The 25,820-nt window shown below is 57.8% G+C and carries 22 protein-coding genes; 3 read left to right on the plus strand and 19 right to left on the minus strand.

Annotated features, from left to right (window positions below; translation table 11 throughout):
* Nucleotides 1-66: 66 nt before the first annotated feature.
* The 7 genes from BLU63_RS33055 to minC form a co-directional block, all read right to left on the minus strand.
* A complete protein-coding gene (locus tag BLU63_RS33055) occupies nucleotides 67-243 on the minus strand; it encodes a hypothetical protein (protein WP_008031437.1) in 177 nt (58 codons plus the stop codon).
* Between the two features lie 257 nt (nucleotides 244-500).
* Nucleotides 501-1,790: a M18 family aminopeptidase gene (locus BLU63_RS20280; RefSeq protein WP_027922480.1), complete on the minus strand. Its 1,290-nt coding sequence runs from the start codon at nucleotides 1,788-1,790 to the stop codon at nucleotides 501-503.
* A 76-nt stretch (nucleotides 1,791-1,866) separates the two neighbouring features.
* A complete protein-coding gene (locus BLU63_RS20285) occupies nucleotides 1,867-2,973 on the minus strand; it encodes a hypothetical protein (protein WP_083376034.1) in 1,107 nt (368 codons plus the stop codon).
* A 47-nt stretch (nucleotides 2,974-3,020) separates the two neighbouring features.
* Nucleotides 3,021-3,656 carry an RluA family pseudouridine synthase gene (locus BLU63_RS20290; protein WP_030131660.1) on the minus strand — a complete coding sequence of 212 codons (636 nt, stop codon included), beginning with the start codon at nucleotides 3,654-3,656 and terminating at the stop codon, nucleotides 3,021-3,023.
* Nucleotides 3,657-3,835: 179 nt separating this feature from the next.
* The gene (gene minE, locus BLU63_RS20295; protein WP_007898843.1) at nucleotides 3,836-4,090 is read right to left on the minus strand and encodes a cell division topological specificity factor MinE; all 255 of its coding nucleotides are present in this window, start codon (nucleotides 4,088-4,090) and stop codon (nucleotides 3,836-3,838) included.
* A complete protein-coding gene (minD, locus tag BLU63_RS20300) occupies nucleotides 4,090-4,902 on the minus strand; it encodes a septum site-determining protein MinD (protein WP_010456697.1) in 813 nt (270 codons plus the stop codon). The genes minE and minD overlap by 1 nt, the downstream gene beginning before the upstream one ends.
* 191 nt (nucleotides 4,903-5,093) lie before the next feature.
* The gene (gene minC, locus BLU63_RS20305) at nucleotides 5,094-5,831 is read right to left on the minus strand and encodes a septum site-determining protein MinC (protein WP_010456696.1); all 738 of its coding nucleotides are present in this window, start codon (nucleotides 5,829-5,831) and stop codon (nucleotides 5,094-5,096) included.
* Between the two features lie 118 nt (nucleotides 5,832-5,949).
* On the opposite strand from minC, the gene BLU63_RS20310 reads away from it, so the two are divergent.
* Together BLU63_RS20310 and BLU63_RS20315 are read left to right on the plus strand one after the other, a co-directional pair.
* Nucleotides 5,950-6,882: a lipid A biosynthesis lauroyl acyltransferase gene (locus tag BLU63_RS20310; protein WP_010456694.1), complete on the plus strand. Its 933-nt coding sequence runs from the start codon at nucleotides 5,950-5,952 to the stop codon at nucleotides 6,880-6,882.
* A gap of 28 nt (nucleotides 6,883-6,910) precedes the next feature.
* Nucleotides 6,911-8,083 carry a patatin-like phospholipase family protein gene (locus BLU63_RS20315; RefSeq protein ID WP_010456692.1) on the plus strand — a complete coding sequence of 391 codons (1,173 nt, stop codon included), beginning with the start codon at nucleotides 6,911-6,913 and terminating at the stop codon, nucleotides 8,081-8,083.
* Between the two features lie 116 nt (nucleotides 8,084-8,199).
* On the opposite strand, the gene BLU63_RS20320 is transcribed toward BLU63_RS20315, so the two are convergent.
* The 8 genes from BLU63_RS20320 to puuE all read right to left on the minus strand — a co-directional run bounded on the left by BLU63_RS20320 (nucleotide 8,200) and on the right by puuE (nucleotide 16,326).
* Nucleotides 8,200-8,985, minus strand: coding sequence for an outer membrane protein OmpK (locus BLU63_RS20320; protein ID WP_010456690.1), 786 nt, complete (start codon nucleotides 8,983-8,985; stop codon nucleotides 8,200-8,202).
* 376 nt (nucleotides 8,986-9,361) lie between these two features.
* On the minus strand, nucleotides 9,362-10,147 hold the full coding sequence (locus BLU63_RS20325; protein ID WP_083376035.1) for an outer membrane protein OmpK: 786 nt from the start codon (nucleotides 10,145-10,147) through the stop codon (nucleotides 9,362-9,364).
* Nucleotides 10,148-10,308: 161 nt separating this feature from the next.
* Entirely contained in the window at nucleotides 10,309-11,667 is a 1,359-nt protein-coding gene (locus tag BLU63_RS20330) for a nucleobase:cation symporter-2 family protein (RefSeq protein WP_010456685.1), read from the minus strand.
* Between the two features lie 171 nt (nucleotides 11,668-11,838).
* A complete protein-coding gene (locus BLU63_RS20335; RefSeq protein WP_010456683.1) occupies nucleotides 11,839-13,131 on the minus strand; it encodes a urate hydroxylase PuuD in 1,293 nt (430 codons plus the stop codon).
* 50 nt (nucleotides 13,132-13,181) lie between these two features.
* Nucleotides 13,182-13,685: an ureidoglycolate lyase gene (locus BLU63_RS20340; protein ID WP_010456681.1), complete on the minus strand. Its 504-nt coding sequence runs from the start codon at nucleotides 13,683-13,685 to the stop codon at nucleotides 13,182-13,184.
* A gap of 116 nt (nucleotides 13,686-13,801) precedes the next feature.
* Nucleotides 13,802-14,797: an allantoicase gene (gene alc / locus BLU63_RS20345; RefSeq protein WP_059404692.1), complete on the minus strand. Its 996-nt coding sequence runs from the start codon at nucleotides 14,795-14,797 to the stop codon at nucleotides 13,802-13,804.
* A gap of 90 nt (nucleotides 14,798-14,887) precedes the next feature.
* Complete coding sequence (uraD, locus tag BLU63_RS20350; RefSeq protein ID WP_010456677.1) at nucleotides 14,888-15,403, minus strand: 2-oxo-4-hydroxy-4-carboxy-5-ureidoimidazoline decarboxylase; 516 nt, start codon at nucleotides 15,401-15,403, stop codon at nucleotides 14,888-14,890.
* The gene (puuE, locus tag BLU63_RS20355) at nucleotides 15,400-16,326 is read right to left on the minus strand and encodes an allantoinase PuuE (RefSeq protein WP_008031461.1); all 927 of its coding nucleotides are present in this window, start codon (nucleotides 16,324-16,326) and stop codon (nucleotides 15,400-15,402) included. The genes uraD and puuE overlap by 4 nt, the downstream gene beginning before the upstream one ends.
* 418 nt (nucleotides 16,327-16,744) lie before the next feature.
* Between puuE and uraH the strand changes: the two genes are divergently transcribed.
* A complete protein-coding gene (gene uraH / locus BLU63_RS20360) occupies nucleotides 16,745-17,098 on the plus strand; it encodes a hydroxyisourate hydrolase (RefSeq protein WP_010456673.1) in 354 nt (117 codons plus the stop codon).
* 156 nt (nucleotides 17,099-17,254) lie between these two features.
* Here the strand turns inward: uraH and BLU63_RS20365 are convergent, their stop codons facing one another.
* The 4 genes from BLU63_RS20365 to BLU63_RS20380 form a co-directional block, all read right to left on the minus strand.
* Nucleotides 17,255-19,114, minus strand: coding sequence for a hypothetical protein (locus BLU63_RS20365; RefSeq protein WP_231990898.1), 1,860 nt, complete (start codon nucleotides 19,112-19,114; stop codon nucleotides 17,255-17,257).
* Nucleotides 19,115-19,224: 110 nt separating this feature from the next.
* Nucleotides 19,225-21,111: a hypothetical protein gene (locus tag BLU63_RS20370; RefSeq protein WP_231990899.1), complete on the minus strand. Its 1,887-nt coding sequence runs from the start codon at nucleotides 21,109-21,111 to the stop codon at nucleotides 19,225-19,227.
* Nucleotides 21,112-21,345: 234 nt separating this feature from the next.
* Nucleotides 21,346-24,945 carry a calcium-binding protein gene (locus BLU63_RS20375; RefSeq protein ID WP_083376038.1) on the minus strand — a complete coding sequence of 1,200 codons (3,600 nt, stop codon included), beginning with the start codon at nucleotides 24,943-24,945 and terminating at the stop codon, nucleotides 21,346-21,348.
* A 208-nt stretch (nucleotides 24,946-25,153) separates the two neighbouring features.
* On the minus strand, nucleotides 25,154-25,783 hold the full coding sequence (locus BLU63_RS20380) for a LysE family translocator (protein ID WP_010456665.1): 630 nt from the start codon (nucleotides 25,781-25,783) through the stop codon (nucleotides 25,154-25,156).
* Between the last annotated feature and the right edge of the window lie 37 nt (nucleotides 25,784-25,820).

A 25,820-nucleotide genomic window follows, 5' to 3' on the forward strand; every position in this document is an offset into this window, starting at 1 on the left:
CCTCGGGGGGGACGGATCGGCCGAGTGTACGAGCCCGTCAAAATCAATGCGAGCCAGGGACAGGATTTATTCGTTGAGTTTGGCGAGGATCTTGAACACCACGGTGGCGAGGATCGTCAGCATGCCGATCCACATGGCGAACACGCCGGCGTTTTTGTCGCGGAAGTTGAAGCCGATTGCCAGCAAGATCATCCCGGCGAGAATGGGGATCAGCATGGCATGGAATGAAGACATCGAGATCATGGGTGACTGCCTTGTCGAAGGGGATAGCTTAAGTCTAGGTGGCTTTTGGGCGACCGGTGGTCAGAGATCAATCATGAATGCGGCGCGATCATTGTGGCGAGGCAGCTTGCTCCCGCTGGGTTGCGAAGCAACCCCAAACCCAGCTATCGCGATCTTTCAGACAGCACGCATTCACCGGGGGTTGCGACTGCTGCGCAGTCGAGCGGGAGCAAGCTCCCTCGCCACAGATAGCATTCCGGCCATTCATTGGCGCGAAATTACGGCAATTCCTGGCAGGCGTAGAACGCGCTCAGCACTTTGACCAAGTGGGCCAAGTCGTGGCTGCCGCACAGTTCACGGATCGAGTGCATGGCGAACGTCGGCAGGCCGATGTCCACGGTGCGCACGCCCAGGTGGCTGGCGGTGATCGGGCCGATAGTCGAGCCGCAGCCCATGTCGCTGCGCACCACGAAGCTTTGCACCGGCACTTCTTCGGCCATGCACAGATGGCGGAAGAACCCGGCGGTTTCGCTGTTGGTGGCGTAGCGCTGGTTGCTGTTGACCTTGATCACCGGGCCGGCGTTGAGTTTCGGGCCGTGGTTGGCGTCGTGCTTTTCCGCATAGTTGGGGTGCACGCCGTGGGCATTGTCGGCCGAGACCAGCAAGGATTTCTGAATGGTGCGCACGAATTCGTCACCTTCAGGCAGCAGGCGACGCAAGGTTTGCTCGAGCATCGGACCATCGGCCCCGCACGCCGAGCAGGAACCGACTTCTTCGTGGTCGTTGCACACCAGCACGCAGGTTTCGTCGGTTTCCGCAGTCAGCAAGGCTTGCAGGCCGGCATAGCACGACAGCAAGTTGTCCAGGCGCGCGCCCGCGATGAAGTCGCCATGCAAACCGATAATGGCGGCGCTCTGAGTGTCGTAGAAGCTCAGCTCGTAGTCGAGCACCACGTCGGCATTCAGGCCATGTTCCAGCGCCAGCTGATTGGTGAGCACGGCGCGGAAGTCCACACGCTCGTCACCGGCAAATTGCGCGAGGATCGGGGGCAGTTCGGTCTGGGCGTTGATGGCCCAACCCATATTGGCTTCACGATTGAGGTGGATCGCCAGGTTCGGGATGGTGGCGATCGGCGCCTTGAAGTCGATCAGTTGGCTCTCGACCTTGCCGTCGCGGCGGAACGTCACGCGGCCGGCCAGGGACAAGTCGCGGTCAAACCACGGCGCCAGCAGCGCACCGCCGTAGACTTCGACGCCCAGTTGCCAGAAACCCTGGCGCTGCAATTCCGGCTGGGGTTTGACCCGCAGGCACGGGCTGTCGGTGTGGGCGCCGACCAGGCGAATGCCGCCATGCAGCGGCGAATGCCGTCCCATCTTGATCGCGACGATCGACGAGTCATTGCGGGTGACGTAGTAACGACCGTTGGCTTCAGTGGTCCAGGGCTCGCGCTCGTCAAGGCGCACAAAACCCGCCGCTTCCAGACGCTGAACGAGGCTGGCAGTGGCATGGAACGGGGTAGGGGAGGCCTTGAGGAAGTCGATCAGGCCTTGGTTCAACTCTTCGCGCATAAGAAGCTCCAGACAGCAGTGGGCGGGAGTTTAACGTATTGGCCGAGGCCTTTGGGCATGACGTGAACCGGTCACGTCAGCTGGCAGCCTCTACCCGCTTTTTCAGGTACTTCATGATAATCCGCTCATCTTCGGGCTTTTCTGGCTTGGGCAATTGCGGGGGCCAGGCGTTCTGATGAGTCTCCAGCAGCTTTTTCTGTTGAGCCTTGTCCCAGCGAAGGATCTCCCGCGAGGCACATTCCCACCATTCGTGGCGGCAGGCCGTGTAGTACGGATGATCGGGTGCCGCGCTGCCGTAAAGCAGATCGCGGCCGACTTTGCGCAGGGCGCCACTCTGGTTACGCAGCTTCCATTTGATTTTCAGGCGCTGCCAGGCCGATGGGAAGGGTTTGACCCGCGGCACGTCCTGGCACAGTTCGACCAGCTCCTGGCTGAACCGCTCGCCATGCTGAGAAAAGAAATACGCTTGCATCGCATGGAAAAAGCGTTTTTCCGCGAAGTAGTGATAGATGTATTTTTTCGCTTCATGAACCGGTTTGTCGCGCATGGCGAACGACAGGGCGATCTGCTCGATGGTGTGGATGTCGAAGCCGTCCCGGGTCCATTCGTCGATGAGCGTGATCGACTCTTCGAACAGGGCGCTGTCGCGGTCGGTCACGCCGCACAATCCGCTGTTGTACAGCTTGAAACCATTGTCCGCGCTGACGCCGTGAGCCTGCAGGCAACCGCCGAGCTTCACATAGTCGGGACGTTCACACACGTCCTGCCAGTCGTACTCGAAGCGATCCATCAAGTAGTGCTGCGGCTGAATCTGGTTGAAGATCAGGTTCGGGTCGCTGGTGAACAGCGTGTCGGTGTCGACGAACAGGGTTTTTTCAGCATGCTGCAGGCCGGCGGCAATCGCGCAGGCCTTGCGACGATGGTGATAGCCGTTTTCGCCTTGCCACAGGGTCAGGGTTTCCTGGGTCAGCATGACCGTTTCGACCGGCCAGCCGGCGTAGTCCTGAGGACGATCCGTGAGGATTCGGATGCTCGGGAGCTTGCCGTTCTTCGCGTGGGACAGCGCGGTCAAGATACTGAACTTGGCTTCACGCCGGTAAACGTCCTGGTTGCCGTAGATCAGGTAGAGCAGTTGGTGTCGGGTTTTCTTGACGGGTGTTGCCAGGGAATCGGTAAAACGCATCCGGATGGGGATCCTTTCAAAACGGGCGACTGCGTGTCAGGCAGTGCTTAAAACGGTGCCGGGCATTCGAAACGCAAGCGTTCGCCGGTCTGAGGATGGGTGAAGCTGAGCATGCTGGCGTGCAGGCACAGGCGCGGCCAGGCGGCCAGGGCCTGTTCGTGGGCGTAGAGCCCGTCACCCAGCAGCGGGTGGCCGATGGAAAGCATGTGTACGCGTAGCTGGTGGGAACGGCCGGTGATCGGCGTCAGTTCGACGCGGCACCAGTCGCCACAACGTTCCAGCACTCGCCAGAAGGTCAGGGCGTGTTTGCCGAACTCGTGGTCCACCACGTGGCGTGGCTTGGTCGGCGGATCGTAGCGCAAGGGCAGGTCGATGCTGCCGCTGTCCAGTTCCGGTTGTCCCCAGCACAGGGCGGTGTAGGCTTTTTCGGTTTCGCGGTCGTGAAATTGCCGAGACAACTCGCGATGAGTGTCCGGGTCACGGGCCAACAGGATGATGCCGGACGTTTCCCAGTCCAGGCGATGGACGATTCGCGCTTCCGGGTAGCCGTTTTCTTGCAGGCGGGTGATCAGGCAGTCCTTGTTGTCATCGGCCCGGCCAGGGACAGAGAGCAGCAGGGTCGGTTTATCCACCACCAGTACGGCGGCGTCCTGATGGATGATGCGGATGTTGGACAACGGCATTAAAACAGCCTCGTAACAAACGCCAACGGCGACTCAGGCCCCCGCATCCGTAGGAGCGAAGCTTGCTCGCGAACACATCATCTCGGTCTATCAGATACACCGAGTTGCCTGCTTCGCGAGCAAGTTTCGCTCCTACAAAAGCGTAAGGGCCTGAGCCGCCGTGGCTCCCGCTGGACCGACTAGCGATCCGGCAGGGTGATATTGAGTTCCAGGATCGAGCAGCTGCCCTGGTTTTCCAGCGCGACATGCACGTCGTCGGACCCGATATTGACGTACTTGCGGATTACTTCCACCAGTTCCTTCTGCAAGGCTGGCAAGTAGTCCGGTGTACTGCGTTGGCCGCGTTCATGCGCCACGATGATCTGTAGACGCTCTTTCGCTACCGACGCGGTGCTGACCTTTTTGCTGGCACGAAAGAAGTCAAAAAGATTCATTATCTACCTCCAAACAGGCGCTCGAAGAAGCCCTTCTTCGTGATATCGATAAATCGATGCGGCTTTTCCTTGCCCAGCAGACGATCGACTGCATCGCTGTATGCCTGACCGGCGTCGCTCTGGTCGTCGAGAATCACGGGCACGCCCGAGTTGGAAGCCTTGAGTACCGCTTGGGATTCCGGGATGACACCCAGCAGGGCAACCGCCAGGATTTCCTTGACGTCTTCAACGCCCAGCATTTCGCCATCGCTGACGCGCTGCGGGTTGTAGCGGGTCAGCAGCAAGTGTTCCTTGATCGGGTCTTCGCCGTTTTCGGCGCGACGGGATTTGCTGGCCAACAGGCCCAGCATGCGATCCGAGTCACGTACCGAGGACACTTCCGGGTTGGTCACGATAATCGCTTCATCAGCGAAGTACATGGCCAGGTGGGCGCCTTTCTCGATGCCGGCCGGGGAGTCGCAGACCACGTATTCGAAGTCTTCTTTCAACGCCATCAGGACTTTTTCCACGCCTTCCACGGTCAGCGCGTCTTTGTCGCGGGTCTGACTGGCGGCCAGGACGTAGAGGTTTTCCAGGCGTTTGTCTTTGATCAGGGCTTGTTGCAGGTTGGCTTCGCCGTTCACAACGTTGACGAAGTCATACACCACACGGCGCTCGCAACCCATGATCAGGTCGAGGTTACGCAAACCGACGTCGAAGTCGACGATCACTGTTTTGTGGCCGCGCAGTGCGAGGCCGGTACCGATAGCGGCGCTGGTGGTGGTCTTACCCACACCACCCTTGCCGGATGTAACCACTAGAATCTTGGCCAAGGTGTTTCACCCCTAAGGAAAAAGGACTTTTAGCCCCTGAAAAACATCTCTTGAAAAACTACTGCAGTCGGACAGCCTTGGCTGGAATCCGGTCCAGAACAGCGATAAACACTGCGTTTGGCCTTTTTCCTACTTCGTTTGAGCCGTTTTCGCTACGTTTTAGAGATGCTTGGAAAATGCGGCAGTATCCGTTAAAGCCGAATGATGTTCAACACGTCGCCTGACAGGCTGACTTGCACGCCCGCGCCCCACAAAGGGTCACGGCGCAAATCCTCGGAAACCTTGTAGTGGCCGGCGATGGAGACCAGTTCAGCGCTCATCTGCTGACAGAAAATCCTGGCTTTCGTGTCGCCTTTGACCCCGGCCAGCACGCGACCGCGCATCGGACCGTATACATGGATGTTCCCATCGGCGAGAAGTTCCGCACCCGGGCTGACCGAGGAGATCACCACCAGGTCGCAGCCCTGGGCATAAATCTGCTGGCCACCACGTACTGGCGACGTGATGATTTTCGTCGGTTTGATGGTCGGCTCTGGCGGCTTTTCCGGCTTTTTCTTCACCTGGCCTTCGAGCGGGTCGAGGGGACGCTCACGGGCGCCGGATGGCGGCAGCACCGGCAAATCCACCGCGATGGCGGCGGCGATGTCTTCGATGCGGCTGGCACGGATCGCCAGGGTGCGCAGGCCATGCTGGCGGCACACGCGCATCAGGCCCGGCAGATCGACCGCGCCTTCGCTGGCCGGGAGTTTGTCCAGGGCCAGCACCAGCGGCGCATTGCTGAAGAAATTAGGCGCCTGGGCGACCTTGGCGGCCAGTTGCCGATCAAGGTTCTCGAGGTCGTTGCGGGCCAGTTCCAGCACCGTAATGGCGAGCATGCTGCCCTTCAACTGGAACACGGGATCCTGGTCTTGCGGTTCGGTTTGGCTCATGGTCGGCATACAACGGCTTGTCACTAAAAGTGCCGAGACTTATAACGAGAACGCCCGCAAGCCGCAAGCCGGGTCGAACGATGTAGAATGCGCGGCCATTGTCTTTCCGGAACCTTTAATGGATCGCCCGCGTTTTCGAAAAACATTTCTTATGCCGCGTTTCTGGCCACTGTGGTGTGGCTTGGGGCTGTTGTGGCTGATTGTTCAGTTGCCATATCCGGCGCTGCTGTTCATCGGTCGCTTGTTGGGCGCCTTGATGTATCGGCTGGCCGGCGACCGACGGCGCATTGCCAAACGCAATCTGGAACTGTGTTTCCCTGAAAAGTCCGCCGACGAGCGCAAGCGCCTGCTCAAGGAAAACTTCGCCTCCACCGGCATCGCTTTCTTTGAAATGGCCATGAGCTGGTGGTGGTCGCGTCAGCGTCTGGCGAAGCTGGCCCATGTCGAAGGCCTGGAGCACCTGAAAAAGGCCCAGCGCGAAGGCAAGGGCGTGATCCTGATGGCGGTGCATTTCACCACGCTGGAAATCGGCGCGGCGCTGTTGGGGCAGCAGCACACCATCGACGGCATGTACCGCGAACACAAGAATCCTTTGTTCGACTACATCCAGCGCCGGGGCCGCGAGCGGCACAACCTCGATTCGCTGGCCGTGGAGCGCGACGACGTGCGCGGCATGCTCAAATTGCTGCGGGCCGGTCGGGCGATCTGGTACGCACCGGATCAGGACTACGGCGCCAAGCAGAGCATCTTTGTGCCGCTGTTCGGGATTCAGGCCGCGACGGTCACGGCCACCAGCAAATTCGCCCGGCTGGGCAAGGCGCTTGTCGTGCCATTCACTCAGGAGCGTCTGGCGGACGGCAGCGGCTATCGGTTGATGATCCACCCACCGCTCGAAGGTTTCCCTGGCGAGACCGAAGAGGCCGATTGCCTGCGCATCAATCAATGGGTCGAAGGTGCTCTGCGTGAGTGCCCCGAGCAATACCTCTGGGCCCATCGGCGCTTCAAGAGCCGTCCACCGGGCGAGCCGAAGCTGTACAAGAAACGCGGCTGATCCCTTTTTTGCACCATGGAGTGTTGCGATGAGTCCTGCTGAACCGGTTACAGGGTTGATTCTTTCCGGCGGCGGGGCTCGGGCGGCGTATCAGGTGGGCGTGCTGGCGGCGATTGCGGAGTTGCTGCCAGTGGGCGCGGCGAATCCGTTTCCGGTGATTGTCGGTACCTCGGCCGGGGCGATCAACGCAGTGAGCCTGGCCAGTGGGGCGATGGACTTTCGTGGCGCGATCGAGCGCCTGACTGCGTTCTGGCAGGGTTTTCGCAGTCACTTGGTGCTGCGCAGCGACTGGCCGGGCGTGATCCATCAGGCCAGCCGCTTCGTCAGCCACAGTTTGCTCGGCATCGGCGCTCAGGTTCCGGTGGCCTTGCTCAACAGTTCGCCGCTGCGCGGGTTGCTCAACGACAAATTGCACATGAACGGCATCGCCGAGGCCATCGCCCAGAAGCAGTTGCAGGCGGTGGCGGTCACGGCGTTCGGTTACGAGTCCGGGCAGGCCGTCACGTTCTATCAGGGCGGCGGCACCATCGATGCCTGGTTGCGCCATCGGCGGATCGGCGTGCCCACGCAATTGACCGTCGATCACTTGCTGGCCAGTTCAGCGATTCCCTTGTTGTTCGCACCGGTAAAAATCGGCGAAGAGTATTTCGGCGATGGCGCGGTGCGCCAATCGGCACCGATCAGCCCGGCCCTGCACCTGGGCGCCAGCCGCGTGCTGGTGGTGGGCGTCAGCGGCAACCCGCGCGGGGTCGACCCGGAGCAACCGCTGCAACGCGCCTACACCGGTCAGCAGCCCACCCTCGCGCAGATCGGCGGGCACATGCTCAACAGCACGTTCATTGACAGTCTGGAAAGTGACATCGAGTTGCTGCAGCGTCTGAATCAGTTCAGTCACTTGCTGCCCGATGGCACGCCGATGCGCGCGTTGGGCGTGGCGCCAGTGGACGTGTTGGTGATTTCGCCGAGTCAGCCGATCGATGAAATTGCCGCGCGGCATCGGCAGGAATTGCCAGCGGCGTTGCGCCTGTTTCTGCGCGGGCCGGGGGCGACCAAGACGAGCGGGGCGGGGGTGTTGAGTTATCTGCTGTTCGAGGCGGGTTATTGCAGCGAGCTGATTGATCTGGGGCGACGGGATGCGTTGGCCAAGCGCGGGGAGTTGTGCCGGTTTCTCGGGTTGGCGGAGCCTGTGGTTACGGCCTGAGATCGGCGGTGTTGCTATCGCTAGCAGGCTAGCTCCCACAGGGGATCTTCAGCGCGACGAAGATCAACTGTGGGAGCTAGCCTGCTAGCGATGGCGTCCTTAGAGACGCCGTCGGATCAGAAGTGAACCTTGACCAGGAAACTGGTCACGCTCTGATCAGTCTTGAAACCCTGGCTGTCTTCGATGCCGTACTTGTTTTTCCAGTAGTCATACTCGACGCCGACGTACAACTGCTTTTCGCCCAGGTTCAGTGCCTTGCCCAGGTCGTATTTGACCTGCGGATTGAAGTGCAGGTTGGCGTGATATTCGCCTTTTTTGTTGACGTCGTTGTCGACCACCCAGTCCATGAAACCATCGATCAGGATGTTCGAGTCGCCGACCGGAATGGTGTAGGACCAGACCGGGGTGACCTGCCAGATGTTGTCACCCGGACGGTCGCCTTCGGTATGGCGGTTGTAGAAGTTCAGCTGGAAGTAGTCGAACCCAGGGATCGCCAGGTCGAAACCGGGACCGATCAGGTAGGACTCGGTATCGTTTTCCCCGAACTCGTAAGTCATGGCCAGCAGCACGTCTTTGACCGGGCCAAACGTAAGCTTCTGGTCGAAGATCTTGTTGAACGACAGACGCGGGCTGAATTCGCCGTAGTAGGTGTTCTCACCGGCGAAGGCGTCTTCCTTGCCGTTGTAGAAGATCTTGTCGATGAAGAAGAAGTTGTCGCCATATTTCCAGCCGTCGGCGTGTTCGAAGGTCACCGTCTGCTGAATGCGCGGGTTGACCTGGAAGTCCTTGCCATACAGATAAGTCAGGCTGTTGTCCTGCCATTGCAGCAAGTCGCCGGCCATGGCCTGGCCCCCGGCCAGTAACGATCCCGCGAGCATCAGGCTGGTGCACGTACGTTTCATTCGGTTGCTCCCAAAAAGTAGGTGGTTCCACGTTATTTTTCTAAGGTCGACGCTCTGGTGTGGCGCCTTTTTCTGTAGCGGTAAAAAATCATCCAGTCGGTCAGCTTCAGTGCTGATAGCAAGAGCTGAGCCAAGGCGTTCGAAAAGCCAAAAAACTCCCGCTCGGCTGCTCAAGAGCAGTCGATTGAGAGGGGTTTTGGAATGCCTTGGAACCGTGCAGAGCCGGGATAAGTTGGCTTTCTGGTCAGGAATTAAATCCGGGCTTTTTTTTAAAGCGGATTCAGGCGGCCGCGGAGAATACTGACTCCTTGGCCAGGTCTCAAGTGCCCCGCAACAGCGCACCGACGACAGGTTTGGAGCACGGTTGCGGGCCATCTTAAAAGTGCACCTTCAGCAGCAGGCTGGTGGTGTTTTCATTGGTGTCGAAGTTGCCGTTGTTTTCGATGCCGTACTTGTCTTTCCAATAGCTGTACTCGACGCCGACGTACACCTGTTTCTCCCGCCAGCCCAGGGCCTTGCCAAGGTCGTACTTGATCTGCGGGTTGACGTGCAAGTTGGCGTGGTAGGTGCCCTGTGAGTTCTGGTCGTTATCCACGACCCAGTCGATGTAGCCGTCGATCAACAGGTTCGAGTTGCCCAATGGCAGGGAGTAGGACCAGGCCGGCGTGATCTGCCAGACATCGTCGCCAGGGCGCGAGCCTTCGGTCTGGCGATAGTAGAAGTTCAAGGTGAAAAAGTTGAAGCCGGGAACCGCGAGGTCGAAACCGGGGCCGATCAGGTAGGCCTCGGTGTCGTCTTCGCCATTCTCGTAGGTCATGGCCAGCAACACGTCCTTGATCGGGCCGAACTCGAAACGGCGGTCGAGGATTTTGCCGAAGGAGAGGCGGGGGCTGAACTCGCCGTAATAGGCGTGAACGCCTTTGTTCCGGTCTTTCTCGCCGTTGTAGTAAGTGCTGTCGACGAACAGAAAGTTGTCGCCGTACTTCCAGCGGTCGGCATGCTCAAAGGTTATCGTCTGCTGGATCGACGGGTTGACCGCAAAATCCTTGCCGTACAAATAGCTCAGACTGTTGGTCTGCCACAGCAGTAAATCGCCAGCCATGGCCTGGCTTGCGGCCAGAAGGCCACCGCCCAACAGCAGGTTTTTCTGTGTCCGAATCATCTGTTGCTCCCTCTTGTTTTTATTTTTGCAAGGCGCAGGCAGTCCCCGACCTTTTAGGAGTTGGCTTGCTGGCGATGAGGTCAGAACATCCAATTTTGATGTCGTCTGACACGCCGCCTTCGCCAGCAAACCGGCTCCTAAAGGGTTCGTGCGTTGCTGACCTAATGCGAGTGGGCGTGACAGTCGTTGATCGCGGCGCGTTCTTTGCCGCCAAGAATGTTAAACAGCAGGTTCAGCGACAGCGCACTCAACGTCGCCATCGCAATGCCGCTGTGGGTGATCGGACTCATCCACAACGGCAAGTGCGCGAAGAACTCCGGACGCACCACGGGAATCAGTCCCATGCCGATGCTCACCGCCACCAGCAACTGGTTGCGACGGTCACCGATGTCGGCTTCCTGAAGAATCTTGATCCCGGTGGCGGCCACCATGCCGAACATCGCAATCGCTGCGCCGCCCAGTACCGCCGGTGGAATCGAGGCCACCAGAAACGCCGCTTTCGGCAACAGGCTCAACACCACCAGCAAACCGCCGGCAACGATGGTCACCGAGCGGCAACGCACGCCGGTCATCTGCACCAGGCCGATGTTTTGCGCGAACGAAGAGTGGGTGAAGGTGTTGAAGAAACCGGCGAAGAACGAGGCGCCGGCATCACACAGCAGGCCGCGGCGCAGCATCCGTGGGCAGACTTCCTGGCCGGTGATTTTGCCCAGCGCGAGGAACATCCCGGTGGACTCGACGAAGATGATCACCACCACCAGGCACATGGACAGGATGGGTGCGAGTTCAAACGTGGGCATGCCGAAGTGCAGCGGGGTGACAATCTGCACCCAGGGCGCATCCGCCATGCCGCTGAGGTCGACCATGCCGATCAGCCCGCAGATTACGTAGCCCAGGCACATGCCGATCAACACGGAAATGTTGACCCAGAACCCGCGCATGAAGCGGTGGACCAGCAGAATGGTGGCCAGCACCAGCGCGGCAATGGCCAGGTAAATCGGTGAGCCGAATTGAGTGGCGCCGGCACCGCCGCCCGCCCAATTGACGGCCACGGGGAACAGCGACAAACCGATCGAGGTGATGACCGTGCCGGTCACCAGCGGCGGGAAGAAGCGCACGACCTTGGACATGAACGGCGCGATGATCATGCCAAAGAAACCGGCGGCGATGGTTGCACCGAAGATTCCTTGCAGGCCGATCCCGGGCATGCCGGCCATGGCGACCATGCTGCCGACGGCGGCGAAACTGGCGCCCATCATCACCGGCATACGGATGCCCATCGGGCCGATGCCCAGCGATTGCACGATGGTCGCGATCCCGGCTACCAGCAGGTCGGCGTTGATCAGGAAGGCGATTTCTTCACGACTCAGGCCGGCGGCCTGCCCGATGATCAGCGGCACCGCGATGGCGCCGCCGTACATCAGCAGAACGTGTTGCAGGCCGACCAGGATCAGTTGCAAAAGGGGCAAACGCTGAATTGCGGGTGCGTCGGGGATGCGTGCTTCGGATAGCTCGGACATGCAACACCTCGGATCTTTTTTATTCTTGTGATTTTGTGCATCAGGATTGACCGCGGCGCGGCCATTCGCGGGCAAGTCGGATCGCCGCACCGCTCGCTCCTACAGGGACACTGCATATCCGTAGGAGCGAGCGGTGCGGCGATCCGACTTGCCCGCGAAGCTTTTCAACGGTTAGTTGGTCGGAGCGCCCTGAACAATCCACGCACCGATCAGGTCACGTTCCTGCTGGGTCATCTGGGTGATGTTGCCCAGTGGCATGATCTGGCTGGTAACGGCCTGAGCCTGGATGCGCGCGGCGTTCTGGCGGATCTGCTCGGGGGTGTCGAACATCACACCGGCCGGAGCCGCGCTGAACAATGGGCTGGTCGGTTTGGCCGAATGGCACACCGAGCAACGTTCCTGGATCACGCTGTGCACCTTGTCGAAACTCGGGCCGGCGTTGGACGCCTGGACCGGTGCTTCAGCAGGCTTCGCAGCGGCAGGTTTGGCACCACCACCGATGGCGGTTTCCGGCAGCGGCTGGTACTCGATGGTGCCAGGCGCCTTGGCCACTTCAGGTGCGCTCGGCATTTGCGCCGGGCCGGTGACGTAAGCCAGGCAGATCATGCCAACAGCCGCGACAGGCAGGGTCCAGGCAAACTTGTGGCTGTCATGACGGGTGTTGAAGTAGTGACGCACCAACACCGCCAGCACCGCGATCCCGGCCAGGATCAGCCAGTTGTATTGGCTGCCGTAGGTGCTCGGGAAGTGGTTGCTGATCATGATGAACAGCACCGGCAAGGTGAAGTAGTTGTTGTGACGCGAACGCAGCAAGCCTTTGGCCGGCAGTGCCGGGTCCGGCGTGCGGTTTTCGGCAATCGCCGCCACCAATGCTCGTTGCGCCGGCATGATGATGCGGAACACGTTGCCGACCATGATGGTGCCGATGATCGCGCCGACGTGCAGGTACGCACCACGACCGCTGAACACTTTGCTGAAGCCGTAAGCGGCGCCAATGATCAGCACGAACAGGATGAAGCCTAGCAAGGCAGGGCGTTTGCCCAGGGCCGAGTCGCAGAGGAAGGAGTAGATGAACCAGCCGACGAACAACGAGGCGATGCCCAGTGCGACCCCTTCAGGGCCGGTCAGGCTGCTGCCCGGTGCCAGCAGGTACAGCGTCGGGTTGGAGTAGAACACCACGCACAGCAGCGCGATCCCCGACAACCAGGTGAAGTAGGCTTCCCATTTGAACCAGTGCAGGTTGTCCGGCATGGTCGGCGGGGCCAATTTGTATTTTTCCAGGTGGTAGATACCGCCGCCGTGGATCGCCCACAGATCGCCCGCCAGACCACTTTTCGGGTTGACCCGATTGAGGTTGTTTTCCAGCCAGACGAAATAGAACGACGCACCGATCCAGGCCACGCCAGTAATCATGTGAACCCAGCGCACGCTCAGGTTCAGCCATTCCAACAGATGTGCTTCCACAGTCTTTACCTCTCGCCTGTCACTCTGTTGTCGAGTGATCAGACCTTCTCTTATTGGTGGGGGGCAAGGATCAAACGCTCATCCTCTTTGAAAAAATGCTCATCGCAGTTATTGCCTGTGCCACTGCGATCAACCACCAGGAAGTCATCCCGCTTTTCGATCGTCAGCACCGGATGGTGCCAAACGCCGCGATGGTAATTAATGCCCTGCCTGCCGTTGGTGACGAAGGCGCGGACCAAGCCTGATACAGGTTCATCGCCAAGTGGCGCGACCACGATCAGAAAGGGGTTGCCGAGCAGCGGAATGAACGCCTGGCTGCCCAGCGGGTGACGCTCCAGCATGCTGACGGTCAGCGGCATGTCCTGCGCGTCGGCGCGGAAAATGCTGATGATCGCGTTGTCCTCTGGCGTGGCGGTTTGCACCGTCGCCAGTTTGTGAAAGCGCATGGTCGAACCGTTGTTGATCATGAAGTGATCGCTGCCGTCGGTTTCGATCACGTCACCGAAAGGGGCGAAGGCTTCTTTGGTCAGCGGTTCAATCGTCAATGTGCGCATGCTGGTCTTCTTTTCCGAATTCAATGTTGTTTGTTCTGGCGTCTTCGCGGGCAAGCCTCGCTCCTACGGTCGGTGATGCCTGTAGGCGCGAGGCTTGCCCGCGAAGGGCGCGCCGCTTATTTAGCGACCTTGCCCAATACCCGCAGGCGGCTCACGCCCCCATCCGGGAACACGTTCAGGCGGATGTGGGTGATCGGGCCCAGGGCCTTGATCTGTTCGGCGAAGGTGTGTTCGGCGTGCATTTCCAGTTTCTGCGCCGGCAGCAGTTCACGCCAGAACAGCGATTGGGTTTCGATCTGGCTGTCGGTGCCGCCCTTCACGAACGCGCCCTGGATCGAGCACGTGTCCGGGTAGTTGCCCTTGAAGTGCAGGGTGTCGACGATGACTTTTTCGATCTCGCCGGCATGACCCAGCGCGACGATGACCCAGTCGTTACCCGGCGTGCGACGACGTGCGGTTTCCCAGCCGTCGCCCATGTTGATGCCACGGCCCGGGTTGAGGATGTTGCTCATGCGGCCGAAGTGTTCGTCGGAGCAGGCGAGGGCGCGGCCACCGTTGAGGGCTGCTGCCAGGTCAACCTGTTCGTTGTCGCCGACAGCGGACCAGTCGCGGAACGGAATACCGTAGACACGCAGACGGGCCACGCCACCATCCGGGTAGATGTTGAAACGCAGGTGGCTGAAGGCCTGGTCATTGCTGATTTCGTGGTAATGGTGGCTGTTGCCTTGCAGCTCGACGGCGGACAGCACTTCAGTCCACTGGGTGTTGTCGTCCGGCTCGCCCGAGGCCAGGAAGCAGGCTTCCAGGGAGGCCGACGGCGGGAAGTTGCCGGTGAAGAATGAAGTGTCGATGTCCACGCCTTTAATCGATCCCGGAACGCCCAGGCGGATGACGGCGCTGTCGTAGCCTTCGAAGCGCTTGCGGCGCGACTCCCAGCCGTCCATCCACTTGCCGTTGTCATCGAACACGCCCTCCTTCCATACGGCCGGGGTCGGTTGGAACAGACGGTTGGCGTCTGCGAACCAGTCATCGGTGACCGAGATGATTTTGGTGCCCAGGCGGGCGTCGGCCAGGTTGACGAACTTCTCGAAAGGTACGGCGTAAGCTTTCATTCTTCTTGTCTGCCTTTAATAAGTTGGCTTGGGATGCTTGCAGGGCCCTGGGAAACGCAAGCGTTCTAGAGGTTTCTCGGGCCAAGCTTGCTAGAGAGTCAGTAAACGGAACAGGGCGATCTTGTTAATCTCCGCCAGCGCGCATTTGAATTCGGTATCCGCCGAATTGTGGATGCGCGTTTCGAACGCCGCGAGGATCTGATGCCGGTTGCTGCCTTTTACCGCCATGATGAAGGGAAACTTGAACTTGGCCTTGTAGGCGTCGTTCAGCTCGGTGAAGCGTTGAAACTCTTCGGCCGTGCATTGGTGAATCCCCGCGCCCGACTGTTCTTCAGTACTGGCCGCGGTAAGCTGGCCCTGGACAGCGGCTTTGCCGGCCAGGTCCGGGTGAGCGTTGATCAGGGCCAGTTGGCTTTGATGATCGGCGCTCAACAGGATGTCGCTCATGCGCTGGTGCAGGGTTTCGATCTCATCGATCGAGGCGTCCTGCCCCAGGTCAAAGGCCTTCTCGGCCACCCATGGCGAATGTTCGTAGATATCGGCGAACGCGGCGACAAACGCGTCGCGGCTCAGGCTCGAAGGTTTGACGGTCTGGAAGGTGCTCATTGGGCAGCCCCTTGGTACGGGTGGGTTTCGTGCCAGTGGCGAGCGATGTCGACGCGACGGCTGAACCACACCTGTTCATGACTTTTAGCGTATTCGATAAAGCGCTTGAGCGAGGCCAGGCGCGCCGGGCGGCCGATCAGGCGGCAGTGCAGGCCGATCGACAGCATCTTCGGTGCTTCGGCGCCTTCGGCATACAGCACGTCGAACGCGTCTTTGAGGTATTCAAAGAAATCGTCGCCCTTGTTGAAACCCTGGACCTGGGTGAAACGCATGTCGTTGGTGTCCAGGGTGTACGGAATCACCAGGTGCGGCTTGCCGGTCGGGTTGTTCGGTTCCCAGTAGGGCAGGTCGTCGTCGTAGGTGTCGCAGTCGTAGAGGAAACCGCCTTCTTCCATCACCAGGCGACGGGTGTTCGGGCCGGTGCGGCCGGTGTACCAGCCCAGCGGGCGTTCGCCAGTGATTTCGGTGAGGACGCGGATCGCTTCGAGCATGTGCTCGCGTTCCTGCGCCTCATCCATGTACTGATAGTCGATCCAGCGGTAGCCGTGGCTGCAGATCTCGTGGCCGGCATCGACCATCGCGCGAATCACGTCCGGGTGACGCTGGGCGGCCATGGCCACGGCGAAGATGGTCAGCGGAATGTCGAATTCCTTGAACAGTTTCAGAATCCGCCAGACGCCGGCGCGGCTGCCATACTCGTAAAGGGATTCCATGCTCATGTTGCGCGCGCCTTGCAGCGGCTGCGCCGAGACCATTTCCGAGAGGAAGGCTTCGGATTCTTTATCGCCGTGCAGGATATTGCGCTCGCCACCTTCCTCGTAATTGAGCACGAACGACAGGGCGATGCGGGCATTGCCGGGCCAGTGTGGGTGAGGAGGGTTACTGCCGTAACCGATCAGGTCGCGTGGGTAGTCAGCGCTCACTGCAGTCTTCCTTCTTGTTCGTTGACAGGTTGTGTGGCGGCCTGGCGGTGAGATGACAGGCTGGCGTCACAGCGATGGGCTGATTGTATACAACTTTATGTTCACTTTGTAAGCCTGATTTTTTGCATTTTTGATGAGCTGTCATCTTTGCATGTTATTGCAAGAAACCTGCCCGAATGGTCAGCTAATGGATGGAAGGACCTTTTAGCGCATGGTTTGGCGTCAGATTTGTTATGAAATCCTGGATGGCGGCACTGGTTGGAAAAATGTCGTTTTTATTGTGTACAATTTTTTTGAAAAGTGTCTTAATCAGTCGCTCGCCGCAGCGTTTCGTGCTCCGAACCGGTGCGGTCTCCTTTCAACTGACTTCGGGAGGCGCGAGGTCTGACTGCTCCATGCAGGCAGGCGCGCAGAATCAATGGGACGTTTGACTACACACGTTTTGGACGCTGCACACGGTTGCCCGGGCAGCTCGATCAAGGTCGAGTTGTACCGCGTTGAAGGCTCGCAGCTGGAATTGGTCGCCAGCGCGATCACCAACAGCGACGGCCGTGTCGACGCACCGCTGCTGCAAGGCGATGACTACCGTTCCGGGGTCTATCAGGTTCAGTTTCATGCGGGCGATTACTACCGCGCCCGTGGTGTTCAGTTGCCGGAACCGGCGTTCCTGGACGTGGTGGTGCTGCGGTTCGGCATCTCTGCGGAACAGGATCACTACCATGTGCCATTGCTGATTTCGCCTTACAGCTATTCCACGTACCGCGGCAGCTGATCCCCCAAGCAGCTGCCTCAACCTGGAAGCGACTGCGCATATAGCTTCTTTGGTCTTTCGCCCGCTCACACTGCGGGCTTTTTTTTGTCTTGTGTTTGGCACGGATACCTTGGGTTGCACCCCGCTGATGGACGGCGAGGTGCGCACGTTTCGCTATCAGCGTTCCTTAATGATGAACACCGAAGGGCTTCCAGCGAGCAGGTGCTGGACGCCGCCCATCAGCCATACCACATCACCCTTCGCATCGGCGGCAACCAGTGACTGGTGCGCTTCATCGCCGATTCGCGTCTTCAGATGAGGGTCGTCAAGCTCTGCCATGGACGGCGGCAGAATTTCAATCGCATCGGTCTCCACACGTCCCACTTTCAAAAAGTACACCTTGTCGTGATTGGGCCTTTTAAATACCAGCGTTGGAGGCGTGAGCTGAACATTCTCTACGTTTGCGGGTAGGAAGACCTTGTAACCGCTGTGGCCCAGTATCGACGCGAGCAACAACGAAAGTCGTCCCGGCGCGTTGGGCAACTCGGTGTAGAACTGCCAGGCATGAGTGCTCTCGGGGTTGAAGTTCAACTGCTGTAAGGGCGTCACGGAATCCGGAGCGTGTAATTCGACGATTCGTCTGGCGCCATCATTACTGGACGCAATAGGCAACATGTCCAATGGGTCGCCGAGCCGTGGCACGCCCAGGTTCGATTTGCCCTCCCAGTAGCGAAAGGTTTGCTTCATTCGGGCCAAACCGCTGCCGTTGAACTCCGCTGACTCGTTGGATAGCTCAAATAGTCGCTTGGCGACGGCGCGGGATGTCGGCTCGGTGAAACCCTTGTAAACATCCGCGACCTGTTGCGTCAGTGTTTTCTCAAAGAGCCGAGCAGCGCCGTCGACTTTCCGGGTATTTGTTGCGGCGTGGTGGCTGGTGGCGACGGGTTGCAACGAAGGTGCCTCTTGCAACATGCGCTCGAAAGCCTCGAAGCGTGAGGGCGCAAATTCCGGGTGTTGAATGAACACGAGGGGGAGCTGATCGGCCATTGGCCCCTTTGGCACGATCGGATAATGGAGTTGGCCGATCATGATGGATTCCACCGAATCAGGCTTGGTTATTTTCCCCCAGGAGGCCCATAAATACGGGTTGTCATTCAGGGTGGCAGCAGGAGGGTTGTTATCGGCCACGGGGTTGGCAGCCTCAACCTGTTCGTCCAGACGAGGGCGCTTGCCTGGGGTGGGGCCTGAATCTTCAGCGTCTGAGGCTGGTGTGTTGGTTGCCTTGCGTTGCCAAAGCGTCATCCCTTCAATGTTTTCGAGTAACGGGCCCGAAGGGATCAATTCGCTCGTCGAGGAGGCCTGATAGTGGCCGTCCGTATTTTTGCGGACCATGACCGTGCCTTCTTCCGTCACGTCGACATAGGTTCTCTTCAGCTTGTCGTAACGAAGACCGTTGGCATCGGGTGACGTCAGTTTGTCGGCCAGATGCCGAGGAATGATCTCCAGCGTTTCCTGCCTCACGGGAACGCTTGCGATGGGAAGGACCATGCCCTCGCGAGTGATTTTCCACTGCGCCTGGCCAGGCACCTTCGTGAGGATCGGCCCGGGTTGGCCCGGGGCAAACGGAAGAGGCACCTGGTAGTCGCCTCTCGCGTTTGCCCTGATCAGAAAAATGCCTTCCTCTCCAATATCGGCGTAAAGCTGCTGCTGGCGGCTCATGAAAAGCCCGGTGTCGGCGATGCTGAACAGTTCGTCGACCTTGTTCCGAGGCCAGGAAATCATGCGGGTAGCCATCTCGGCATCGCTTGTAGGGTTAGCCGACATGTCGCTAACGACGACAGGCTGACGAGGCAAGGTACTTTGCGATGAACCTGGCACATTGGCGTCTGAAACGGGATTGGCGTCTCCCCGCGATGTGCCAACCGTTGCGGCCTGATGGCCGCCTCGTACCCGGCTGTCTTCTGACGAAGACCTTGGAAGTGTTGTCGAGGTATCAGGTGTATTGGAAGTTGAAACTCTTTTTGGTGGTTTGGCCATCGGTCGTATTCCTGGATGTTTATATAAGTGGGTAATGTTTAAACAATAAGTATCTGAGGCCCGATAAGGGGCGTTTAATGATGTGCGGCTATCACTGAAGAAAGGCGGTATCAGCGCTCTCTGATAATAAAAACAGACTGCCATCCAGACGGCGTTGTTTGAACGCCGCCTAATAACCAGACAATGTTGTTTTGTTGGTCGGCGGTAATGAGAGCTTGCCGGGCTTCATTCCCCACCTGTGAAGCTAACGCCTGGTAGGCAAGTTCGGGCGCAAGAGACGGTTTTAGTCCAATCGCATTTTTCTCGACGATACCGAGTTTCAGGAAGTAAACCTTGTCATGACCCTCGCGTTTGAATATCAACTTGGGAGTGCGATGTTCATTCAATAAAGGAAACACGTCATACCCGTTGCGGATCAATGCGGTGCTGACTAACCGTTTGAGGTTGTAGTCAGAGCGATCCGCGACAAAGCTGTCCCATTCCATCTGGAAATGCCTGGGGAGGAAGTCCAGCCTGCGCAAGGGTTCGCCAAATTCCGGAGGCACCATGGAAATGATTGTCCCCTCATCATCCATGCGTGAAGCGACAGGCAATAAATCAATCGGATTTTCGAACTTTGCATCAAAGATGCCCGCCCGTTCCTTCCAGTGATCCAGCGTCAATATGGTGGTGTACAAGCCGTCGCGGGCGATTACCTCGGATCCCCCCGAATATTCGAATAGTCGCTTTGCGACAGCTCGCGAGGTGACCGGTGAAAAGTCCGGGAAGGTAGTTGAAACAGACTCTGTCATCGGTTTTTCAAACAATCGGCGGGTGCTATTCACAATCCACTTGCCATCGCTGTTCAGGACTACCGGTACGGGCTGCAACCAGGGTTTCGCGTGCAACATCTGTTCAAACAAGTCGAAACGAGAAGGCTGGAATTGGGGATGCTGGAGGTAATTCAAGACTTTTGGTACGTTTTTGACCTTGGGTACCGTTTCATAATGCAGTTCACCGATCTGTATGGATTCCGTTGAATGCGGCTTGTTGACCTTTCCCCAGGATGCCCACAGGTAGGGGTTTTCATTGGTCGGGTGGGCGGGGTAGAGAGGAATAACCTGTTGCTCGGGTCCACGGGGGCCTGGCTGCTGTTCATGTTCCTCAAGGCGCTGGCGCTTGCTCGGACCGGCTTCTTCGACGGTGGAGGACGGTTGACGAGCCGTCAGTTGATCAGTGGTTTGCGTCGGAGCTTTACGTCGCCAGAATCGTGTCAGTCCAACCCTCTCGAGTACGGGGCCGGAAGGTGTCCATTCCTGGCCGAAGGTCGCCTGATAATCGCCATTCGCGTTTCTGACGACTTGAACAATGCCTTCGTCGAGCAACTCGACATAACTTCTCAGGTTGTGCCAACGAATTCCAAGCCCGTCAGCGGCGGGTAGTTTTCTGATCACCAGTGGATTGTTGATCAGATGGACGGGGACCGCGAAGGTCGAAGCGGTCACGCGCGAACCCACTTTTTGTTCGCCTGGAGTTGACGGAAAAATGGACCACAGCGGCTTGCCTTCAAGCTTCTTCAGCACCGGTCCGGCATGGTCAGGGGCGAAAGGGAAATAGACTTGGTAGTCTCCGTTGGCGTTCGGTTCCACTCTGCCAATGCCTGCGTATTCAATGTGGGCATATAACCTTTGCTCTTTGCTCATGAAGAGCCCGGTGTCACCGATGCGTATCAGTTGATCAACCTGCTCAAGAGGCCAGGACACCCTATTCTCCGGTTGCAAAAAGGGGTGAGGAGTGCGAGCAGGCATGTGGGTGACAACCACGGGCTGGTGCTGGGAAGTGTCGCCTGGCAACGTATTTGAGGCAGGGACAAGGGGAGTGAGTTCTCCCTGCACGGGCGTGTCATTGCGGCCGGACGGGCCAACCCTGGGCACGTCATCCTCAGAAGAGAGTCTGGTGGAGGATGATGAAGTGCCAGGCGTATTAGGGTTTGGAATTTTCTTGGGTGGTTTAGCCATGGCCGTAGATCCGATAATAATCAGGTGAAGGTCTGAATCAGGACTGGCCGCTGATACAGACGAAAAATTAGTTGGGTGAAAAGCAGGGCTCGTGAAGAAGCACGGCCCTGGAAAACACGGTGGTTAGTTTTGATTGGATCAGCCGTCGAGAGGCGATAGATATGTATAGGGTGTGGCGGTATTTGCTACAAAAGACGTCTGCCTGATCCTGAGGTTTGAAGTCTTGCGTAGGCGCTATAGAAGTTTGCAGGTGTCTAAAAGTATCCGCAGATCGGCGGCGCTTACCGGAGGGGTGGAACGAGTGCCAAACTCCATCAACTCATAACAGTGTTCGAGTTGGTGGGCGCACCGGTGTAAAGGCACCAGGTCGGCGTAAAGGACCGTGCGGGACGTGTCTGTATCAAGTATCCAACGACGGTCCGACAGGTTGTAAGACAGACTGCCGACAGTACCGTCTCTCAGGGCTATGTTTCGAACGGCGAGGTCCTCCATTTCCAAGGCTCTCAGGTCTGCCAATAGGGCGCCCTCGTTCAGAACATCGCCTTTGAAATACCGGCCATCCAGTGAGTCGATATAGACTTCGTCGAAATCCAGATCGACTTTATAGACAACGCCGTCTGGCGTGATGACCCGTATCTGATCGATCAAATCTTGTGGGTCGTCGTAGTGCGGAAGGTGAATGACGGTATGTCCGATCAGCAGACAGTCGTCCACCCGTTTGATTCTGGTGTAGGCGAGGCTCGTTGCATCGAATTCCCAGGTAGACGCCGATGGCGATTTGAGTAGGGCGTTCGCTCGAGCGCCTGGCGTTGAAATGCCTAGCGTCATTTCGGAGCTGAGGTGGACAAGGTACGTCGAGCCGTCACCCTCCAGATGTTCGATGGTTGTTTGTTCAGGGTAAGCGACCAGTTGGACACACTTCTCCCGGTTGCCCAGGTGATGGGCCTCGTTGTCCAAGGGCTGACAAAAAACAGGCGCTCCATCTCTGGCCGCGAGTGGCAGCGGCACTTGGCGGGTGCGCTCCATTGGACCGTTTATTTCGAACTGATCGTTGGAAAAAGCTGAATCGGGCAAGGAGGGTGGATCGACTCTATAAGAAACACCGTCATTCATGATCAGAAGAACAGCTTGGTTCAACACGTTGGTGGGGCGCGTCAGTCGGCTTGTGATTCTCTGGTCGCCGCCCCAGATAGAGCTGGCCAGGTTGTTGATAGTCAATTGCTGACTGTCAAAGTGAAAGGTCACACCACACTCTTTATACATGATGCGATCAAAGTCACGTTGGCGCATCAGGTCTACCTTGAAGTAAGCCTCGACCCGCGTCAGTTCATGGCTGGCATATTCCAGATAAAGGGTTGCCAGCGTGTTTGTGCTTCGTTGTTTTACTGTAAGGATCGTATGTTTATTGAGTCGCGAAACAAAATAACTCGTGTTTTTGTCGTGTGCGATCGTGTATTCACGGTTGTAAAGGATGACCGGGTTCTGGGTTTTTCCCTGTTGAGTAACGACTGTTTTAATCTCGAGGGAACCGGCAGCCTCTATGGTTTCAGGAAGTTCAGGCATCAAATGAAACCCGTCCTTTGTAACGAAAGTCAGTTTCCTGTTCTGCAGTTGCCGTCGATCGTTGGCTGTTTTATAGACGCCCTTGATGTAGACATCCCGCTCTTTAAGATCGTCGAGATCAAAGCCTGAGGTGATGACCAGTTCGTGATTGTCGATTTTCCAGCTCTTTATCAGGTCCATTCTCCAGTCAAGTGCAATGACGCTCTCTTCCACGCCATCTTCAGTAATGAATACGTTGCCGGGTTTATGGGCCACCGCGTAGTGATCCTTTCCGGGACCTCCGGCGGCTGTACCTTCATTGTTCAGGAGATAGATTTTGTCATCCCCAGCGCCCGCCTCAATGGTGTCGCGACCGCGCGACTTGATGACATTTGGGCCGCCCGTACCGATGACCTTGTTTTGCGCACCGGCCAGGGTTTCGACGTTCTCAATGCTCTCCAGAAGCGTGTGCCGATAGTTGAAACGGCCCTCATTGGTCTGGTCACGGGTGATGATGGACAGTCGTCCTTCGTTCAGATCGATGAAATACCCGAATCTTTGGCGGTTGCCCTCAGGATAGCTCCCGGTAACCACTAGCGTATCGCTGCCCAAACCACCTTTCAGAAGAGTGGGTAGAGGGTCTTTTGGACCGTTTTTGAGAAGTTCGGCGGCGCCTTCGAAGATGAATTCATCGTCTTTCTCTCCCCCGGTCAGATGCTTGATACCTGCGCCGTAATAGAATCTGTTTGGCTTTTTTTCAACACCCACGATGGTGTCGTCGCCGCCACCCATAAACCACACCGCACCTTTGTTCTCTCCTGGCGTTCCGAACTCCGCGCCGGGCATGTCGTCAGTTACACCGTCCCGAGCATCAATCGTGTCGTTACTATCAATGACGTGCGGTTTTTGTATGGTTTTATATAGGTACTGTTGCGCCTCCCAATCGAAGCTAGGCACCTGTGTCGGCTTTAGCTCGACCTTGAACTTGCCGTTTACAATGACTTCTGTACTGTCTTTTAATTTTCCTTCCAGTAATTTTCGGGCGGTTGCTTGTAACAGTCTCGAATGTTCAACCGTTGATTTGGCAATCGCGTGGCGGGTTTGTATGTCGTCGTCGGGGGGGATTCCCCAGAAGGCGAACCAGCCCGTGCGCAGGCGCTCATGGGTAGTGAGTTCGATGTAATCATCGATATCGTCGACAACGCGTACCGCCGCATAGACCTGAGAACCTGCCACCAGCAGAAGTCCGGCCGTCAGCCCCACCGGGCCGATAAAGGAGAAACCTGCCAGTGCGGCGGCACCCAGAATCAACGTCATGGCCGCGCTGGTCACACTCAAGCCAGCAGCGACATAGTGATCCGTGGCTTCTTTGCCTGTGGTTGCCGCTGCGCTATTAAAGGATTTGACGGCGGACATGACATCGAAGGGCAACGTCAGTGCGCTCGCGATCAGCCCCGCGCCACGCCCCAGTCGAACGCCGAAGCTGGTTTTGGCAAAATCCCTGTAGGCTTTTTGCCCGGCTTCGATCATGTATTTTGCTTGCTTGGTGACCGCCACTTCGACGGCTAATGAAGTGACTTCCGCTGAAGTGCTGAGGCTGTTGAATACAACTTCGCCATGATCTTTTCTTGCAATGGCGTCTTGCAGGCCGCGCAGCCCGCTGTAAATACCGAAGGCCTGAAGCCCGGTCCCCATGCTGACCATGCTGCTACTTTTGACCCGATTCACCCAGGGAGGTGTGGTTTTGGACAAGTGCGCGTGGCGTATATCAAGCCTCTGCGCCGCGTTCAGCAATTTGTCCAGTTTGTGGCGGTACTGTTCAGGATCGGCAGCGGGATCAGGTAATTCTCTTAGCAGGGGCGGAGCCGTTAGTGGGCGTTGCGACGCCATTTCAAACAGCAAGGAAGGCAGTGCGTAATCATCCCGGGTGCCGGTGAATCGCATACGCGCTTCAATAAATAAAGGGTCAAATTGCAAGGCGTTGATAAAAGACCGCTTGGGGTGTCGAAAGAACGTGTTCTGAGCGTTCAATCCCTGACCATTTGATGTCGCGCCCAGTGCATCCAGTGCACACCGGGTAATCGAGTGGGTGCCTATTTTTATAGGGCCGAACAGCTCATCAATAACGCGTAGCTGGCTTTTATTGGCATTTGTTTGTTGCGGGGCGGAGGCGATGCTTTCTTTATCGAAATCAATAGTGGTTGGGGAGTACTCATTGGCTTGCAGTTCAATATCCGTCACTTCGACGGCATTGTAGTGATCGGGATCGGGGGTTTGGAAAACCATTGCCATAGGAACTTCCTTTTCCTGGCGTCGTGTGCAAAATCGCAGCGCCATGGTAGGGGGAGTTCTGAAAAGACAACTATATATATTTATATCGCGTGTTGCGGTTTGTTGCGGGGCGGGGTTGAAGTGTTGCCATCCTTGGCAAACACTTCTTAGTGCGTTGGCGTTGATAACATCTAATGAAATCAAGAGTTCAAGTAATAGGGCAATACGATCAGTGGTTGCTTAGTAAGGAGGCTGCGCCCGCTCCACTGAAGAGTCCTGCGCTCACCCGGTTAAACCAACTTTGTCCTTTGCCACTGCGTAAATACCTGGCCGCACCATGAGCGCCCAGCCCATAAGCTAATTTGCACAGCAGATCCAGCACAGTCCAGGTCGCAATCATCATCAGCAACTGCGGCAGGAACGGTTGTTCGGCGCTCAGAAACTGCGGCAGGAAAGCAGCAAAGAACAAAATATCCTTCGGATTGCTCGCGCCCAACACGAATGCGCGTCCGAAGAGGGCACGAAAACGTGGCACCGGTGCAGCCTGGGGCACTTCAGCGCCAACCGATGGCTGGCGCGATTGCTGCCAGCTCTGCCAGGCGAGGTAGAACAGGTACAGCGCACCAACGATTTTCAGCGCGCTAAACAACTGTTCCGATGCCAGCAACAGGGCGCCCAGGCCCAGCGCCGAGGCACTGAGCAGGCAGATCGAGGCAATAACGCCCCCCAGGAACGCCGGGTAAGAGCGGCGCAAACCGTAATTCAGACTGTTGCTGATCATCAGCAAAGACAGGGGCCCCGGGATCAGGATCACCACCAGCGCAGCGCCGCTGAACAGCAGCCAGGTTTCCAGACTCATCACTTTCCTCCATTTGTGCAAAAGCCCCACCCGACGG

The sequence above is a fragment of the Pseudomonas mandelii genome (assembly GCF_900106065.1).
Classification (GTDB): domain Bacteria; phylum Pseudomonadota; class Gammaproteobacteria; order Pseudomonadales; family Pseudomonadaceae; genus Aquipseudomonas; species Aquipseudomonas mandelii.

Coding starts and splice junctions, on each gene's coding strand:
- BLU63_RS33055 (WP_008031437.1), bottom strand. CDS start 243: ATGATCTCGATGTCTTCATTCCATGCCATGCTGATCCCCATTCTCGCC.
- BLU63_RS20280 (WP_027922480.1), bottom strand. CDS start 1,790: ATGCGCGAAGAGTTGAACCAAGGCCTGATCGACTTCCTCAAGGCCTCC.
- BLU63_RS20285 (WP_083376034.1), bottom strand. CDS start 2,973: ATGCGTTTTACCGATTCCCTGGCAACACCCGTCAAGAAAACCCGACAC.
- BLU63_RS20290 (WP_030131660.1), bottom strand. CDS start 3,656: ATGCCGTTGTCCAACATCCGCATCATCCATCAGGACGCCGCCGTACTG.
- minE (WP_007898843.1), bottom strand. CDS start 4,090: ATGAATCTTTTTGACTTCTTTCGTGCCAGCAAAAAGGTCAGCACCGCG.
- minC (WP_010456696.1), bottom strand. CDS start 5,831: ATGAGCCAAACCGAACCGCAAGACCAGGATCCCGTGTTCCAGTTGAAG.
- BLU63_RS20310 (WP_010456694.1), top strand. CDS start 5,950: ATGGATCGCCCGCGTTTTCGAAAAACATTTCTTATGCCGCGTTTCTGG.
- BLU63_RS20315 (WP_010456692.1), top strand. CDS start 6,911: ATGAGTCCTGCTGAACCGGTTACAGGGTTGATTCTTTCCGGCGGCGGG.
- BLU63_RS20320 (WP_010456690.1), bottom strand. CDS start 8,985: ATGAAACGTACGTGCACCAGCCTGATGCTCGCGGGATCGTTACTGGCC.
- BLU63_RS20325 (WP_083376035.1), bottom strand. CDS start 10,147: ATGATTCGGACACAGAAAAACCTGCTGTTGGGCGGTGGCCTTCTGGCC.
- BLU63_RS20330 (WP_010456685.1), bottom strand. CDS start 11,667: ATGTCCGAGCTATCCGAAGCACGCATCCCCGACGCACCCGCAATTCAG.
- BLU63_RS20340 (WP_010456681.1), bottom strand. CDS start 13,685: ATGCGCACATTGACGATTGAACCGCTGACCAAAGAAGCCTTCGCCCCT.
- alc (WP_059404692.1), bottom strand. CDS start 14,797: ATGAAAGCTTACGCCGTACCTTTCGAGAAGTTCGTCAACCTGGCCGAC.
- uraD (WP_010456677.1), bottom strand. CDS start 15,403: ATGAGCACCTTCCAGACCGTCAAACCTTCGAGCCTGAGCCGCGACGCG.
- uraH (WP_010456673.1), top strand. CDS start 16,745: ATGGGACGTTTGACTACACACGTTTTGGACGCTGCACACGGTTGCCCG.
- BLU63_RS20365 (WP_231990898.1), bottom strand. CDS start 19,114: ATGGCCAAACCACCAAAAAGAGTTTCAACTTCCAATACACCTGATACC.
- BLU63_RS20370 (WP_231990899.1), bottom strand. CDS start 21,111: ATGGCTAAACCACCCAAGAAAATTCCAAACCCTAATACGCCTGGCACT.
- BLU63_RS20375 (WP_083376038.1), bottom strand. CDS start 24,945: ATGGCAATGGTTTTCCAAACCCCCGATCCCGATCACTACAATGCCGTC.
- BLU63_RS20380 (WP_010456665.1), bottom strand. CDS start 25,783: ATGAGTCTGGAAACCTGGCTGCTGTTCAGCGGCGCTGCGCTGGTGGTG.